This window comes from Pseudomonas sp. P2S-1 (genome assembly GCF_057197725.1).
The window spans coordinates 4,562,952-4,578,554 of the sequence record NZ_CM170068.1 but is presented as its reverse complement, the minus strand read 5'-3'; the positions used below and the strand labels follow the sequence as shown (position 1 = coordinate 4,578,554).

11 protein-coding genes and 1 pseudogene are annotated in these 15,603 nt (G+C 62.3%); 8 read left to right on the top strand and 4 right to left on the bottom strand.

The window, feature by feature from the left end:
* Positions 1–20 precede the first annotated feature (20 nt).
* The 3 genes from dnaN to gyrB are packed head-to-tail and all read left to right on the top strand — an operon-like array spanning position 21 to position 4,669.
* On the top strand, positions 21–1,124 hold the full coding sequence (gene dnaN, locus AC2CQI_RS20435) for a DNA polymerase III subunit beta (RefSeq protein WP_484577712.1): 1,104 nt from the start codon (positions 21–23) through the stop codon (positions 1,122–1,124).
* Between the two features lie 19 nt (positions 1,125–1,143).
* Complete coding sequence (gene recF / locus AC2CQI_RS20430; RefSeq protein ID WP_075804317.1) at positions 1,144–2,247, top strand: DNA replication/repair protein RecF; 1,104 nt, start codon at positions 1,144–1,146, stop codon at positions 2,245–2,247.
* Positions 2,248–2,251: 4 nt separating this feature from the next.
* Positions 2,252–4,669: a DNA topoisomerase (ATP-hydrolyzing) subunit B gene (gyrB, locus tag AC2CQI_RS20425; protein WP_075804318.1), complete on the top strand. Its 2,418-nt coding sequence runs from the start codon at positions 2,252–2,254 to the stop codon at positions 4,667–4,669.
* A gap of 171 nt (positions 4,670–4,840) precedes the next feature.
* On the opposite strand, the gene AC2CQI_RS20420 is transcribed toward gyrB, so the two are convergent.
* On the bottom strand, positions 4,841–6,130 hold the full coding sequence (locus AC2CQI_RS20420) for a sigma-54 interaction domain-containing protein (RefSeq protein ID WP_075804319.1): 1,290 nt from the start codon (positions 6,128–6,130) through the stop codon (positions 4,841–4,843).
* 239 nt (positions 6,131–6,369) lie between these two features.
* Here AC2CQI_RS20420 and AC2CQI_RS20415 point away from each other — a divergent pair, with 239 nt between their 5' ends.
* The 3 genes from AC2CQI_RS20415 to AC2CQI_RS20405 are packed head-to-tail and all read left to right on the top strand — an operon-like array spanning position 6,370 to position 9,362.
* Positions 6,370–7,254, top strand: coding sequence for an MBL fold metallo-hydrolase (locus tag AC2CQI_RS20415; RefSeq protein WP_484577711.1), 885 nt, complete (start codon positions 6,370–6,372; stop codon positions 7,252–7,254).
* 36 nt (positions 7,255–7,290) lie between these two features.
* Positions 7,291–8,544 (top strand): NAD(P)/FAD-dependent oxidoreductase, encoded by a 1,254-nt coding sequence (locus AC2CQI_RS20410; protein WP_484577710.1) that lies wholly within the window; start codon positions 7,291–7,293, stop codon positions 8,542–8,544.
* A complete protein-coding gene (locus AC2CQI_RS20405) occupies positions 8,541–9,362 on the top strand; it encodes a sulfite exporter TauE/SafE family protein (protein ID WP_484577709.1) in 822 nt (273 codons plus the stop codon). Before AC2CQI_RS20410 ends, AC2CQI_RS20405 begins: the two co-directional genes overlap by 4 nt.
* Here AC2CQI_RS20405 and AC2CQI_RS20400 read toward each other — a convergent pair.
* On the bottom strand, positions 9,348–10,235 hold the full coding sequence (locus AC2CQI_RS20400; protein ID WP_484577708.1) for a LysR family transcriptional regulator: 888 nt from the start codon (positions 10,233–10,235) through the stop codon (positions 9,348–9,350). The two genes, AC2CQI_RS20405 and AC2CQI_RS20400, sit on opposite strands and share 15 nt — an antisense overlap.
* 138 nt (positions 10,236–10,373) lie before the next feature.
* Here AC2CQI_RS20400 and AC2CQI_RS20395 point away from each other — a divergent pair.
* Positions 10,374–12,022, top strand: a pseudogene (locus tag AC2CQI_RS20395) (GMC family oxidoreductase).
* Between the two features lie 111 nt (positions 12,023–12,133).
* Positions 12,134–13,756 (top strand): MFS transporter, encoded by a 1,623-nt coding sequence (locus AC2CQI_RS20390; protein WP_484577707.1) that lies wholly within the window; start codon positions 12,134–12,136, stop codon positions 13,754–13,756.
* Between the two features lie 474 nt (positions 13,757–14,230).
* Here AC2CQI_RS20390 and AC2CQI_RS20385 read toward each other — a convergent pair whose 3' ends face one another.
* Positions 14,231–15,004, bottom strand: a complete 774-nt coding sequence (locus tag AC2CQI_RS20385; RefSeq protein WP_075802059.1) for a lysophospholipid acyltransferase family protein — start codon at positions 15,002–15,004, stop codon at positions 14,231–14,233.
* A gap of 64 nt (positions 15,005–15,068) precedes the next feature.
* Positions 15,069–15,602: a D-glycero-beta-D-manno-heptose 1,7-bisphosphate 7-phosphatase gene (gene gmhB / locus AC2CQI_RS20380; protein ID WP_484577706.1), complete on the bottom strand. Its 534-nt coding sequence runs from the start codon at positions 15,600–15,602 to the stop codon at positions 15,069–15,071.
* Position 15,603 lies beyond the last annotated feature (1 nt).

The window sequence follows — 15,603 nt, the reverse complement described above, 5'->3', positions numbered from 1 at the left end:
TCAAGGCAAGGGACTAGACCATGCATTTCACCATTCAACGCGAAGCCCTGTTGAAACCCCTGCAACTGGTCGCAGGCGTCGTCGAGCGCCGCCAGACCTTGCCGGTACTGTCCAACGTACTGCTGGTGGTCCAGGGTCAGCAGCTGTCGCTGACCGGTACCGACCTGGAAGTGGAACTGGTTGGCCGTGTTCAACTGGAAGAGCCAGCCGAGCCAGGCGAGATCACTGTACCTGCGCGCAAGCTGATGGATATCTGCAAAAGCCTGCCCAACGATGCGCTGATCGACATCAAGGTCGACGAGCAGAAGTTGCTGGTCAAGGCCGGTCGTAGCCGCTTCACCCTGTCGACCCTGCCTGCCAATGACTTCCCGACCGTGGAAGAAGGTCCGGGCTCGCTGACCTGCACCCTGGAGCAAAGCCGCCTGCGTCGCCTGATCGAACGCACCAGCTTCGCCATGGCCCAGCAGGACGTGCGCTACTACCTGAACGGCATGCTGCTGGAAGTATCCACAGGCACCCTGCGTGCAGTCGCCACTGACGGTCACCGTCTGGCCATGTGCTCGATGAGCGCCGACATCGGCCAGGCCGATCGTCACCAGGTCATCGTGCCACGCAAAGGTATCCTCGAGCTGGCGCGCCTGCTCACCGAGCCGGATGGCACGGTCGGCATCGTCCTGGGTCAGCACCATATCCGTGCTACCACCGGCGAATTCACCTTCACCTCGAAACTGGTGGACGGCAAGTTCCCTGACTACGAGCGCGTCCTGCCGAAAGGCGGCGACAAGCTGGTGCTGGGCGATCGTCAGGCACTGCGTGAAGCCTTCAGCCGTACCGCGATCCTGTCCAACGAGAAGTACCGTGGTATCCGTCTGCAACTGGCTGCCGGCCAGCTGAAGATCCAGGCGAACAACCCGGAGCAGGAAGAAGCGGAAGAAGAAATCAGCGTCGACTACAACGGTGCATCCCTGGAAATCGGCTTCAACGTCAGCTATCTGCTCGACGTGCTGGGCGTAATGACTACCGAGCAGGTTCGTCTGATTCTGTCCGACTCCAACAGCAGTGCCCTGCTGCAGGAAGCGGACAACGACGATTCCTCCTATGTCGTCATGCCGATGCGTCTGTAATCTTTCCAGACAATTCCAGATGTCCCTAAGTCGTGTCTCTGTCACCGCGGTGCGCAACCTGCACCCGGTGACCTTCTCCCCCTCCCCGCGTATCAATATCCTCTACGGCGCCAACGGCAGTGGCAAAACCAGCGTGCTGGAAGCCATTCATCTGTTGGGGCTGGCGCGATCTTTCCGCAGCACTCGCCTGAATCCGGTCATTCAATATGAAGAAGCCGTGTGTACGGTGTTTGGCCAAGTCGCGCTGGAGGATGGTGCATCGAGCAACCTGGGGGTTTCCCGGGAACGCCAGGGAGATTTCACCATTCGTATCGACGGGCAAAACGCCCGTGGTACCGCACAGCTGGCGGAAATCCTGCCGCTTCAGCTGATCAATCCGGACAGTTTCCGCCTGCTTGAAGGCGCGCCGAAGATCCGCCGACAGTTTCTCGATTGGGGAGTGTTCCACGTGGAACCCCGCTTTATGGGAACCTGGCAGCGCTTGCAGAAGGCGCTGCGGCAGCGAAACTCATGGCTTCGGCATGGTACACTTGACGCCGTTTCGCAAGCGGCCTGGGACCGTGAATTGTCCTTGGCCAGCGCTGAAATCGACGAATATCGCCGTAACTACATCAAAGCGTTGAAGCCTGTCTTCGAACAGATCCTTGGCGAACTGCTGGATCTCGAAGGCCTGACCCTCAGTTATTACCGTGGGTGGGACAAGGACCGGGAGCTGACTGATGTGCTCGCGGCCTCTCTTCAACGTGACCAGCAGATGGGGCATACCCAGGCTGGTCCGCAACGCGCAGATTTGCGCCTCCGACTGGGCGCCAACAATGCCGCGGATATCTTGTCCCGCGGTCAGCAGAAGCTGGTGGTCTGTGCGCTGCGTATCGCCCAAGGACACCTGGTCAGCCAGGCGCGCCGCGGTCAGTGTATTTACCTGGTGGATGACTTGCCGTCCGAACTGGACGAGCAACACCGTCGTGCACTGTGCCGCTTGCTGGAAGACTTACGCTGCCAGGTATTTATCACCTGTGTAGACCACGAATTACTGAGGGAAGGCTGGCAAACGGATACGCCGGTTGCTTTGTTCCACGTGGAACAGGGCCGTATCACCCAGACCCACGACCATCGGGAGTGAAGGCATGAGCGAAAATCAAACGTACGACTCCTCCAGCATCAAGGTGCTGAAAGGGCTTGATGCCGTACGCAAACGTCCCGGTATGTACATCGGCGACACCGATGATGGTAGCGGCCTGCACCACATGGTGTTCGAGGTGGTCGACAACTCGATCGACGAAGCCCTCGCCGGCCATTGCGACGACATCACCGTAATCATTCACCCTGACGAATCCATCACCGTACGCGACAACGGTCGCGGTATCCCGGTCGATGTGCATAAAGAGGAAGGGGTTTCCGCGGCTGAGGTCATCATGACCGTTCTCCACGCCGGCGGTAAATTCGACGACAACTCCTACAAGGTTTCCGGCGGTCTGCACGGTGTAGGTGTTTCGGTAGTGAACGCCCTCTCCGAAGAGCTGACCCTGACCGTTCGCCGTAGCGGCAAGATCTGGGAGCAGGTCTACGTTCACGGTGTTCCACAAGCGCCGATGAAAATCGTTGGCGAAAGTGAAACCACCGGTACCCAGATTCACTTCAAGCCTTCGGCTGAAACCTTCAAGAATATCCACTTCAGCTGGGACATCCTGGCCAAGCGGATTCGTGAACTCTCCTTCCTGAACTCCGGCGTCGGCATCCAGCTGAAGGACGAGCGTGCCGGCAAGGAAGAGTTCTTCCGTTACGAAGGTGGTCTGCGCGCATTCGTTGAATACCTGAACACCAACAAGACGGCGGTGAACCAGGTCTTCCACTTCAGCGTCCAGCGTGATGATGGCGTAGGCGTCGAGATCGCCCTGCAGTGGAACGACAGCTTCAACGAAAACCTGCTGTGCTTCACCAACAACATTCCACAGCGCGACGGTGGTACCCACCTGGTGGGCTTCCGCTCCGCGCTGACCCGTAACCTGAACAACTACATCGAGCAGGAAGGTCTGGCCAAGAAGAACAAGGTCGCGACTACCGGTGACGATGCCCGTGAAGGTCTGACCGCGATCATCTCGGTCAAGGTACCGGATCCGAAGTTTAGTTCGCAGACCAAGGACAAGCTGGTTTCCTCGGAAGTGAAAACTGCCGTGGAACAGGAGATGGGCAAGTACTTCTCCGATTTCCTCCTGGAAAACCCGAACGAAGCCAAGGCCGTTGTCGGCAAGATGATCGACGCTGCCCGTGCCCGTGAAGCGGCGCGTAAAGCCCGTGAAATGACTCGCCGCAAAGGTGCACTGGATATCGCAGGCCTGCCGGGCAAACTGGCGGACTGCCAGGAGAAGGACCCTGCCCTCTCCGAACTCTACCTGGTGGAGGGTGACTCCGCGGGTGGCTCGGCCAAGCAAGGTCGTAACCGCAAGACCCAGGCCATCCTGCCGTTGAAGGGCAAGATCCTCAACGTCGAGAAAGCCCGTTTCGACAAGATGATCTCCTCGCAGGAAGTCGGCACCCTGATCACCGCGCTGGGCTGCGGTATCGGTCGCGAAGAGTACAACATCGACAAACTGCGCTATCACAACATCATCATCATGACCGATGCTGACGTCGACGGTTCGCACATCCGTACCCTGCTGCTGACCTTCTTCTTCCGTCAGTTGCCAGAGCTGATCGAGCGTGGCTACATCTACATCGCCCAGCCGCCGCTGTACAAGGTCAAGAAGGGTAAGCAGGAGCAGTACATCAAGGACGACGAGGCCATGGAAGAGTACATGACCCAGTCGGCCCTGGAAGACGCTGCCCTGTACCTGAACGAGTCGGCCCCGGCAATTTCCGGCCCTGCGCTGGAAACCCTGGTCAACGAATTCCGCGGTGTGATGAAAACCCTCAAGCGTCTGTCGCGCCTGTATCCACAGGAGCTGACCGAGCACTTCCTGTACCTGCCTGCGGTTTCCGTTGAGCAACTGGCCGACCAGGCCAAGATGCAGGAATGGCTGGGCAAGTTCCAGGAGCGTCTGAACGGCGTCGAGAAGTCGGGCCTGCTGTACAAGGCCAGCCTGCGTGAAGACCGCGAGCGCAATATCTGGCTGCCGGAAGTGGAAATCACCTCCCACGGCCTGGCCAGCTATGTCACCTTCAACCGTGACTTCTTCGGCAGCAACGACTACCGCACTGTCACCGCGCTCGGTGCACAGCTCGCCTCGTTGCTGGAAGACGGCGCCTACGTTCAGCGTGGTGAGCGCAAGAAAGCCATCAACGAGTTCAAGGAAGGTCTGGACTGGCTGATGACTGAAAGCACCAAGCGCCACACCATCCAGCGATACAAAGGTCTTGGCGAGATGAACCCGGACCAGCTGTGGGAAACCACCATGGACCCGACCGTGCGTCGCATGCTCAAGGTCACCATCGAAGACGCGATCGCTGCCGATCAGATCTTCAACACCCTGATGGGGGATGCGGTGGAACCTCGTCGGGAGTTCATTGAAAGCAATGCGCTGTCGGTGGCTAACCTGGACTTCTGATTGGTCGCAGGTTGCTTGCTGAAAAGGCCAACCCTTCGGGGTTGGCCTTTTTTATAGGCGAAGGGAAAGTGGCGTTTTCGAGTGGCGCGGCTGGAGTTCTTCGTGTGTGGCGAAGTGGCGCGAATGGTCAATATGGGGATACGGTTTTGAAGTGTTCCACGTGAAACATTACTAGACCCCGAGTTCTTTCAAGCGCCGATAGAGGGTTCGCTCACTCACCCCCAGATGCTTCGCCAGCTCACTTCGCGGCCCATCGAAGCTCTCCAATGCATGTGCCAACCGCCTTCGCTCATCTGGAGCAATGCGACGTCCAGCAACACCCAACCCAGCTCCACTGATCTCCTCAGGCAAATGCTCCCCCCGAATCACCCCATCATCCGCAAACAACCTCGCCCGCTCCAGAACATTCCGTAGCTCCCGGATATTCCCGGGAAAGCTATAGGCCTGAAGCAAACGCAAAGCCTGCTTGTCGACCTGCGGCGCCGCAGCGCCAGCGATGCGCTGCAACAAGGTCTCGATCAACAGCGGCAGATCCTCTCCCCGCTCTCTCAACGACGGCAGGCGAATCGGGAAGCCGCTGATGCGGTAATAGAGGTCTTCACGGAAAGTCCCGGCGGCCGCCATTTCCCGCAGTGGCTTGTGAGTGGCGCAGACCAGACGAAAATCCGCGTGCACCGTACGCAGGCTCCCCACCGGCCGGAAACTGCCCGACTCGATCAGCCGCAGCAACTTGACCTGCATCGCCAACGGCACCTCGCCAATCTCATCGAGGAACAGCGTCCCGCCGTGGGCCGCTTCCGCCAACCCGGTCTTGCGTTGCAGCGCCCCGGTGAAGGCGCCTTTCTCGTAGCCGAACAGTTCGCTTTCGAACAGGGACTCGGTGAGCCCGGTGCAGTCCACCACCACCAACGGACCTTCAGCCCGCGAACTGCCCAGGTGCAACGCCCGGGCAAACAGCTCTTTCCCTGTCCCCGACTCACCCTGCAGCAACACCGGAATCTGTGCCGGCGCTGCCCTTTTCAGTCCTTCCAAAGCCGTCTTGAAAGCTGCCGAGCGTCCGACCAGTCCATGCTGCTGCGGCTGGGCCGACGCCAGGGTGATCCGGTTCATGCGCTCGACAAACGCGATAACCAGACCATGCTCATCAAGGATCGGTCGCAACTCCACATCCACATGCTCGGGGCCGCGAGGGGTGTGATGCACGTGCAGCATACGTTCGGCGACACGGCTCTCCCGCGCCTTGCGCATCGGGCAGACCTCTCCCGCCTGGTCACAGGGCACGGCGTAGTGATGCGAGACGCGATGACACTTGGCGCCCACCGCTCCCCCGCCGAACTGGCGCTGATACGCCGCGTTGGCGGCAAGGATGTTGTAGTCGGTATCGAGCACGATCGACGGCTGCGGATCGTGCTCGAGATAGGACACCAGCGCCTGGATGGCGGGGTGGGAGATAACGGTCATGGCGACACCTGGCAGAACTCGCAGCGAGCTTAACCGAAGACCCCGGCACTGCCAAAGACTGCCAAGGTCTGCCACTCACCTGCCATCTGCCGCGGCAGTCACTGTCAGCCGCCTGGTCCAGACTCAATGAATCCGGGGCCAAAAGGTCGTCGAAGCCATGGCACATATCTTGAAAATGCCCACGGCAACGATTGGCAAGCCTGCGTGCTGGCGTCAGCCAACCTGTCTGGAGAATGACAATGATCATCGGCGGCAATCTTTATGTGGAAGCACTGTTCGACCCTGCGACCTGGACCATCAGCTATCTGGTGATGGACAACCAGACCCGGCACTGCGCCCTGGTCGACAGCGTCCTCGACTACGACCCCAAGTCCGGGCGCACCGATACCCACAGCGCCGATCGCCTGATCGCCCGGGTTGGTGAACTGGGCGCCAGCGTGCAGTGGATCCTGGAAACCCACGTGCACGCGGACCACCTCTCCGCAGCGGCCTATTTGAAGCAGGCGCTGGGCGGACAGTTGGCGATCGGCAGCCATATCACCCAGGTGCAGAAGACCTTTGGCGCCCTGTTCAACGCCGGCTCCGGTTTCGCCCGGGATGGTAGCCAGTTCGATGTGCTGTTCGACGATGACAGCACATTCAGCATCGGCGGCCTGAAGGCGCGCGCGCTGCACACCCCGGGACATACGCCGGCCTGCATGACCTACCTGGTTGAAGCCGGGGAAGAGACCATCGCCTTCGTCGGCGACACCCTGTTCATGCCTGATTACGGTACCGCCCGTTGCGACTTCCCCGGTGCCGATGCGCGCATCCTGTTCCGCTCGATCCAGCGCATCCTCGCCCTGCCCGGCCAGACCCGGCTGTTCATGTGCCACGACTACCTGCCCGGTGGCCGCGAGCTGCGCTACATGACCACGGTGGCCGAGCAACGCGCCAGCAATATCCACATCCGCGAAGGCATCAGCGAGGACGACTTCGCCGCCATGCGCCAGGCCCGCGACGCCACCCTGGAGATGCCCGTGCTGATGCTGCCGTCGGTGCAGATCAACATGCGCAGCGGCCAGTTTCCCGAGCCCGAGGACAACGGCGTGAGCTACCTGAAGATCCCGCTCAACGCGCTGTAAACCCGCTTCGAACCCATTATTAGAAAGGATGTACCCATGCCTGCTGCCACCCAACACACGGTACTGATCGTCGGTGCCGGTGCCGCCGGGATCGCTGTCGCCTCCAGTTTGCTGGCGCGTGATCGTTCCCTGGATATCGCCCTGATCGATCCCGCCGACGTCCACTACTACCAACCCGGCTGGACCATGGTCGGTGGAGGAATCTTCAAGGCCGCCAGCACGGCGCGCACGATGACCTCGACCATTCCTTCCGGGGTGAGGTGGATCAAGGCGGCCGTCAGCCGCTTCGAGCCCGAAGCAAGAAAAGTGATCCTGAGTGATGGCCACGAAATCGGCTACCGCCAGCTGATCATCTGCCCCGGCCTCAAGCTCGACTGGCAAGCCATCGAAGGCCTGGAGGAAACCCTTGGCCGCAACGGCGTCACCTCCAACTACCGTTACGACCTCGCGCCCTACACCTGGGAGCTGGTGCAGAGCCTGCGTGAGGGCCGCGCCCTCTTCACCCAGCCACCGATGCCGATCAAGTGCGCCGGGGCGCCGCAGAAAGCCATGTACCTGTCCTGCGATCACTGGCTGCGCAAGCAGCGCCTCGGTCCTATCCGCGCGCAGTTCTTCAATGCCGGTGCCGTGCTGTTCGGTGTTGCCGACTATGTGCCGGCGCTGATGGAGTATGTCGAGCGCTATGGCATCGATCTCAACTACAGCCATCGGCTGGTCGCCGTGGACGGACCGAATCAGCGCGCCACGTTCATTCGCACGTTGCCCGATGGCAGCAGCGAAACCCTGACCGAGGCCTTCGACATGCTGCATGTGGTGCCGCCACAGGTCGCTCCCGAATTCATCCGCAACAGCTCGCTGGCTGATGCGGGAGGCTGGCTGGATGTCGATCCGGCGACCTTGCGTCATCGCACCTTCGGCGATATCCACGGCCTCGGCGACGTCCTCAACTCCACCAACGCCAAGACCGCAGCGGCCGCCCGCAAGCAGGCGCCGGTGGTGGCCAACAATGTGATGGTGGCCCTTGGTCGCCTGTCGAAGGTCATGGCCTACGACGGCTACGGTTCCTGCCCGTTGACCGTGGCTCGGGGCAAGATCGTCCTGGCCGAGTTCACCTATGGCGGCAAGCTGGCGCCGAGCTTCCCGCGCTGGTTGCTGGATGGTCGCAAGCCAACCCGGCTGGCCTGGTGGCTGAAGGAACGGGTGCTGCCGCCACTCTATTGGTGGGGCATGCTCAAGGGCCGCGAGTGGCTGGCCAAACCCACGCAGACGGCACAAGAGGCACGCTCGTGACGGAACACGATCTGCTTGGCGGTGGGCTGGGTGCCATCGTCGGCTTGATCCTCGCCCTGACCGGTGCGGGTGGCGGGATTCTCGCGGTCCCGCTGCTGGTCTTCGGTCTTGGTCTCACCATGGTCGAGGCTGGGCCTGTCGGTCTGCTGGCGGTAGGTCTGGCCGCGTCTGTAGGCGCGATCCTCGGCTGGCGTCAGGGGCTGGTGCGGTATCGGGCGGCGTTCTTTATTGCTGCCTTGGGATTGCTCACGGCTCCCCTTGGCCTGGGGCTCGCCCATCGGCTACCCAACGCGCCGCTGGCATTGGGATTTTCCGCAGTCCTGGTCTACGCCTGCTCGCGGATGTTCCTCAAGGCAAGGCGGGAACTGAGGGGGGAATCCCCCTGCGCCAATCGCCAGATGCAACCCTGCGTGCTCAATCCACTCCAGGGCCGTCTGCGCTGGACCCTGCCGTGCGCCAGGGCCCTGGCCTTCACCGGGATGCTCAGCGGCCTGCTGTCGGGCCTGCTCGGTGTCGGAGGAGGCTTCGTGATCATTCCTGCCCTCGGCCGCTACACCAACCTCGATATGAAGAGCATGGTGGCGACCTCACTGGCGGTCATCGCCCTGGTCTCCACCGGCAGCGTACTGACCGCCAGCCTCAGCGGGGTGATGCACTGGGCCGTGGGTGCGCCGTTCGCCGTGGGTGCCTTGCTCGGGTTGCTGGGGGGGCGCCAGGTGGCTCATCACCTGGCCGGCCCACGCCTGCAACAGGCCTTCGCCCTCGTCGGAATCGGCGCCGCCGTGCTGCTGGCGGGTAACACCCTACTCGGCCAGTAGCTCATCCTGCTCCTCGGCACACAGCGCCAGCAGGTAGTCCCAGACCACCCGCAGGCGCACCGACTTGTGCAGCTCGCGGCGGGTGCTGATCCAGTAGCTGCGCTGGATGGTTTCGCTGGGCAGGATACGCACCAGCCCGGGATCGCGACGGGCCATGTAGTTGGGTAGCACCGCAATCCCCAGCCCAGCGCGGGCAGCATGTTGTTGGGCAATCACGCTGGTGCTGCGGAACACCACGTTTGGCGCCCGGCAGAAGCTGTGCAGGAACAGCAGCTCCTGGCTGAACAGCAGGTCATCGACATAGCCGATCCAGCTGTGCCGGGCGAGGTCCTCGCGGCTGTTCAGGGCGGGCGCCCGGGCCAGGTACTCGCGGCTGGCGTAGAGCGCCAGGCGGTAGTCGGTGAGCTTGCGGGTGATCAGCAGGTCGGCGTTGGGCCGCTCCAGGTGAATGCTGATTTCCGCCTCGCGGTTGATGATGCTGACGAAGCGCGGTACCGCCACCAGCTCCACTTCCAGCCCCGGATAACGCTCGAACAGCCCGCTCATGCGCGGCGTGAAGAAGACGATGCCGATGCCTTCGGTGACCCCCAGGCGGATCTTGCCCAGCGGCGTGATGGCCTGGGTGATCTCCTCCTGCGCCAGCAGTGCGACATTCTCCATCGCCTCTGCGTGCTTGAGCAGCGCCTGCCCGGACGGGGTCAGTTCATAGCCCTGGGCATGCTGGACAAACAACGCGGTACCCAGGCTCTGCTCGATATTCTCGATATGCCGGGCCACCGTGCTGTGGGTGGTGTTGAGGCGCTTGGCGGCGGTGAGCAGGCGGCCGCTGCGCTGGAGTTCGAGAAAAAACCGCAGATCATTCCAGTCGAACATGCTGTTCCCGTTAATCCCTGGTCGCGCCGGCGTTGCGCTAAAACGCACAGCGGTTGAGTGAAATCTCTCGTTTTCATCTCGAAAGTAATCAACAACACTGACCAAAGACAAGAATAAAAATCAGGCGCGAGGTTTGAAATGCCATCAGCCGATCTGTCCTACGACTACGTCATCGTCGGTGCCGGCCCTGCCGGTTGCCTGCTGGCCAACCGGCTGTCTGCCGACCCTGGATGCCGCGTCGCCCTGCTCGAAGCCGGTGGCCGCGACAACTACCCCTGGATTCATATTCCGGTGGGCTACCTCTACTGCATTGGCAATCCGCGCACCGACTGGTGCTTCAAGACCGAGAACCAGCCCGGCCTGAATGGCCGCAGCCTGGGTTACCACGGGGCAAGGTGCTCGGTGGCTGCTCCTCCATCAACGGCATGATCTACATGCGCGGCCAGGCCGGTGACTACGATCGCTGGGCTGACGAAGGCAATGCCGGCTGGGCCTGGAAGGACGTACTGCCGCTGTTCAAGGCCAGCGAACGGCACTACGCCGGCAGTGCGGAACTGCACGGTGGCGACGGCGAATGGCGGGTGGAACAGCAGCGCTATTCCTGGGCGATCCTCGATGCCTTCCGTGAGGCGGCAGCACAGCAAGGCATCGTCAGCGTCGATGACTTCAACGGTGGTGACAACCAAGGCTGTGGATATTTTCAGGTCAACCAGAAAGCCGGGGTGCGCTGGAACGCTTCCAAGGCCTTCCTGCGGCCGATCGCCGACCGTCCCAACCTCGATGTGCTGACCCGTGTCGAAGTCGACCGGGTGATCCTCGAGAACGGCCGTGCCGCAGCAGTGCGGGGACGCCGGGAAGGCCAGTGGCAGCACTTCAAGGCCCGTCGCGAGATCCTCCTGTGCGCCGGCTCCGTGGGTTCGCCGGGCATCCTGCAGCGCTCCGGCATCGGCCCGCGGCCTTTGCTGGAGCGCCTGGGCATTGGCGTGCAGCACGAGCTGCCAGGTGTCGGTGGCAACCTCCAGGATCACCTGCAACTGCGCCTGATCTACCAGGTGGATAACGTCCGTACCCTCAACCAGGTCGCCAACAGCCTGTTCGGCAAGATGGGCATGGGCCTGCGCTATCTCTACGACCGCAGCGGCCCGCTGGCGATGGCGCCGAGCCAGCTGGGTGCCTTCGTGCGCAGTGGCCCGGAACAGAGCTCGGCCAATCTCCAGTACCATGTCCAGCCGCTGTCGCTGGACCGCTTCGGCGAGCCGCTGCACCGCTTCGCCGCGTTCACCGCCTCGGTGTGTAACCTGCGCCCGGTCAGCCGCGGGCGTGTGGATATCCGCTCCGCCGATCCGTCCGTGGCGCCGCTGATCGATCCCAACTACCTCAGCGAAGCCGAAGACCTCAAGGTCGCCGCCCAAGCCATCCGGCTGACCCGCGCCATCGTCGGCTCCCCTGCCCTCGCGCCCTTCTCGCCCCGGGAGTACCTGCCCGGCGCAGCGGCCCATACCGAGGAAGAACTGCAAAAGGCCGCCGGCCAGATCGGCACCACCATCTTCCACCCGGCCGGCACCTGTCGCATGGGCTCGGGTCCGCTGGATGTGGTGGACGCCCAGCTGCGTGTGCACGGTATCCCCGGCCTGCGGGTCGCCGATGCCTCGATCATGCCGAACATCGTGTCCGGCAACACCTGTTCCCCCACCCTGATGATCGCGGAGAAGGCCGCGCAACTCATCCGCCAGGGCCATGAGGCCAGCGGCAACCGCAGTGACCGAGCAACGATAACGACGCCCTGAGCCTTGCCCGGGCGGCGCGCAAGAGTGACACCGGCAGCAGTCGACCGGTGTCGACAGTGGACAACAACAATAATCACTGTGCCTCTCCACGGAGGGGCCGAGGACAGCACGATGTCGGACACCCTCCAGCAACAGGGCGCAACCGCGACGGCCAGCAGCCGTCGCGAAGAGCGCAAGATCATTTTCGCGTCATCCCTCGGGACGGTTTTCGAGTGGTATGACTTTTTTCTCTACGGGGCCCTGGCCGCGGTCATCAGCAAGCAGTTCTTCGCCGGGGTCAACGACACCACGGCGTTCATCTTCGCGCTGATGGCCTTTGCCGCGGGCTTCCTGGTCAGGCCCTTCGGCGCGCTGGTGTTCGGCCGCCTGGGCGACATGATCGGACGCAAGTACACCTTCCTGGTGACCATCATCCTCATGGGCCTGTCGACCTTCGCCGTCGGCCTGCTGCCCACCTACGCCAGCATCGGCATCGCCGCCCCGATCATCCTGGTGGTGCTGCGCATGCTCCAGGGTCTGGCACTGGGCGGTGAGTACGGTGGCGCGGCGACCTATGTGGCGGAACACGCGCCGCCTGGCAAGCGCGGCTTCCACACCGGCTTCATCCAGTCCACCGCGACCCTCGGCCTGCTGCTATCGCTGCTGGTGGTGCTGGGCAGCCGCTATATCAGCGGCGACCAGTTCGAGACCTGGGGCTGGCGCCTGCCGTTCCTGTTGTCCATCGTCCTGCTGGCGATCTCCACCTGGATCCGCATGAGCATGCACGAGTCGCCGGCCTTCGTGAAAATGAAGGCCCAGGGCAAGGTCAGCAAGTCGCCGATCCGTGAGTCGTTCACCTCCTGGCCCAACCTCAAGGTGGTGCTGACCGCGTTGTTCAGCATCAACGCCGGGCAGGCGGTGACCTTCTACACCGCGCAGTTCTATGTGCTGTTCTTCATGACCCAGATGCTCAAGATGGACCCGGCCCAGGCCAACACCCTGCTGATCATCAGCGTAGTGATCGGTGCGCCGTTCTTCGTGTTCTTCGGCTGGCTGTCCGATCGCATCGGGCGCAAGCCGATCCTGATGGTTGGCCTGCTGCTGGCGACCGTCCTGTACTTCCCGTTGTTCAAGGCGCTCAGCCATTACGCCAACCCGCAGATCGACGCTGCCAGCCGCCAGGCGCCCATCGTGGTGCTGGCTGACCCGGCCGGCTGTACCTTCCAGTTCGACCCTGTGGGTAAAGCGCGTTTCGACAGCCCGTGCGACAAGGTCAAGACCTTCCTGGTCAAGCAGGGCCTGCCGTACAGCTCGCAAGCGCTGCCTGCCGGCAGTCCGGTGGCTGTGACCGTGGGTGAGCAACGTATCGAAGGCTTCGACGAAGCGGCCATGCGCGCTGCCATCGACAAGGCTGGCTACCCGGCCAAGGCTGACGCTGCCAACGTCAACCAGCCGATGGTGGTCCTGCTGATCGTGGTGATGATCCTGATCGCCACCATGACCTACGGCCCGCTGGCGGCGGTGATGGTCGAGCTGTTCCCCACCCGCATCCGCTACACCTCGATGTCCCTGCCCTACCACATCGGCAACGGCTGGTTCGGCGGCTTCCTGCCAACCGTGTCCTTCGCCCTGGTGGTGTACACCGGGGATATCTTCTACGGGCTCTGGTATCCGGTGCTGATCACCGGGGTCAGCCTGGTGGTCGGGCTGTTCTGCCTGAAGGAAACCCGGGATGTGGATATCGACAAGGTCTGAGGCTATCGCAGCATAGGTATCTACACATCTCACGTTCGGGCTCAGATTCCGGGCTCGCGCTGGAATTGTAGGAGCGTGGCTTGCCCGCGAAGGGCCGCAAAGCGGCCCCAAAACCATCCAGCACGAGCTAGCCGGGGAGCGCCTTTCTGGATTCAGCGCCTGCTGGACTTCAATTCCCCAGATGCTCGGCGTGGCAGGTTTTGGGGCCGCTTTGCGGCCCTTCGCGGGCAAGCCACGCTCCTACCTGAACCGCGTCGGCCGAAGGTCTGCGCGTCGACGCGAGATGTGTAGATACTCATGGCAATCGCAGGCACAAAAAAACCGGCTTAAAAGCCGGTTTTTTAATTCCGCGAAAAAACTTATGCACGATTTACATGAAACGGTCATACACAGAAATATGTATGTGGATCAGCAAGTTGCAGTCGTTTTTCGCGGTTCATCCAAATATTGTCAACAAGTTATCCACAGAATGCCTCAGGCGACCGAGGCGGTCTCGCTGGCGGCCTGTTGCGGTGGCAGCGAACCCAGGTCGCGCTGGGTCTTTTCGTTCCAGGCGGCAGCGCGGTCGTTGAGCTCGGCGATGGCCCGTGGCCCGCTGCCTTCAGCCCACATCGGCTCGCCAATCACCACCTCGATGGTGCCGGCGCGCTTGCCCCAGCCTTCCTTCGGCCAGTACTTGCCGGCGTTGTGGGCAATCGGCAAAACCGGCAGGTTGGCGTTCACCGCCAGCGCCGCACCACTGCGGGAGAACTTGCCGATCTGGCCGAACGGCACGCGGGTGCCTTCCGGGAAGATCAGCACCCAGACCTTCTGCTTGAGCAGTTCATCGCCCTTGGCCGCCACCTGTTTCAGGGCGACTTTCGGGTTGTCGCGGTCGATGGCGATGGGCCGCAGCATGGCCATGGCCCAGCCGAAGAACGGCACGAACAGCAATTCGCGCTTGAGCACCTGGCTCAAGGGCTGGAAATAGGCGGAAAGGAAGAACGTCTCCCAGGTGCTCTGGTGATTGGACACGATCACGCAGGGCCGCTCGGGAATGTGCTCGGCGCCGGTCACCTTGACCTTGATGCCGAGGAATACGCGCACCAGCACCAGCGCGAAGCGGCACCAATAGACGTTGATAAAGCGGTAGCGCACCGGGAACGACAGGAAGGGCGCGACAAAGAAACTCAGCGAGCACCAGAGCAGTGAACTGGTCCCCAGCAGCACATAGAACAGGAAGATTCTGATCGCCTGCAGGATCGACATAGCAGCGTGTACCGTTGCGGGGCCTGCCCGCCTGAAGTAGAACGCGCCCGCCAGGGCGGACGCGTCAGGTGTGGATAAGTGCTCTGGCGACAGCAGCCAGGTCGTCGAAAACCAGTGTATCCGGTGGTACGCCTTTGGCGAGGGTCTTCTCGCCTTTGCCGGTACGCACCAGGACCGGTTGTGCATCGACGGCCAGCGCGGCCTCCAGGTCACCCTTGCTGTCGCCGACGAACCACACGCCAGCCAGCCCGACCCCGTAATGCCCGGCGATCTGCATCAGCATTCCAGGCTTGGGCTTACGGCAATCGCAGCCATCGTCCGGCCCGTGCGGGCAGTGGACGATCAGGCCGACCTCGCCACCCAGGCCGGCCACCAGCTCGCGCAGGCGGGCGTGCATGGCGTCGAGGGTCGACAGCGGGTAGTAGCCGCGAGCGATACCGGACTGGTTGGTGGCGACCGCCACCGTCCAGCCGGCCTGGCTCAACTGCGCGATGGCCTCGATCGAGCCGGGAATCGGAATCCACTCCTCCAGCGACTTGATGTAGGCGTCGGAGTCCTGGTTGATCACCCCGTCACGATCGAGAATCAGCAGTTTCAAG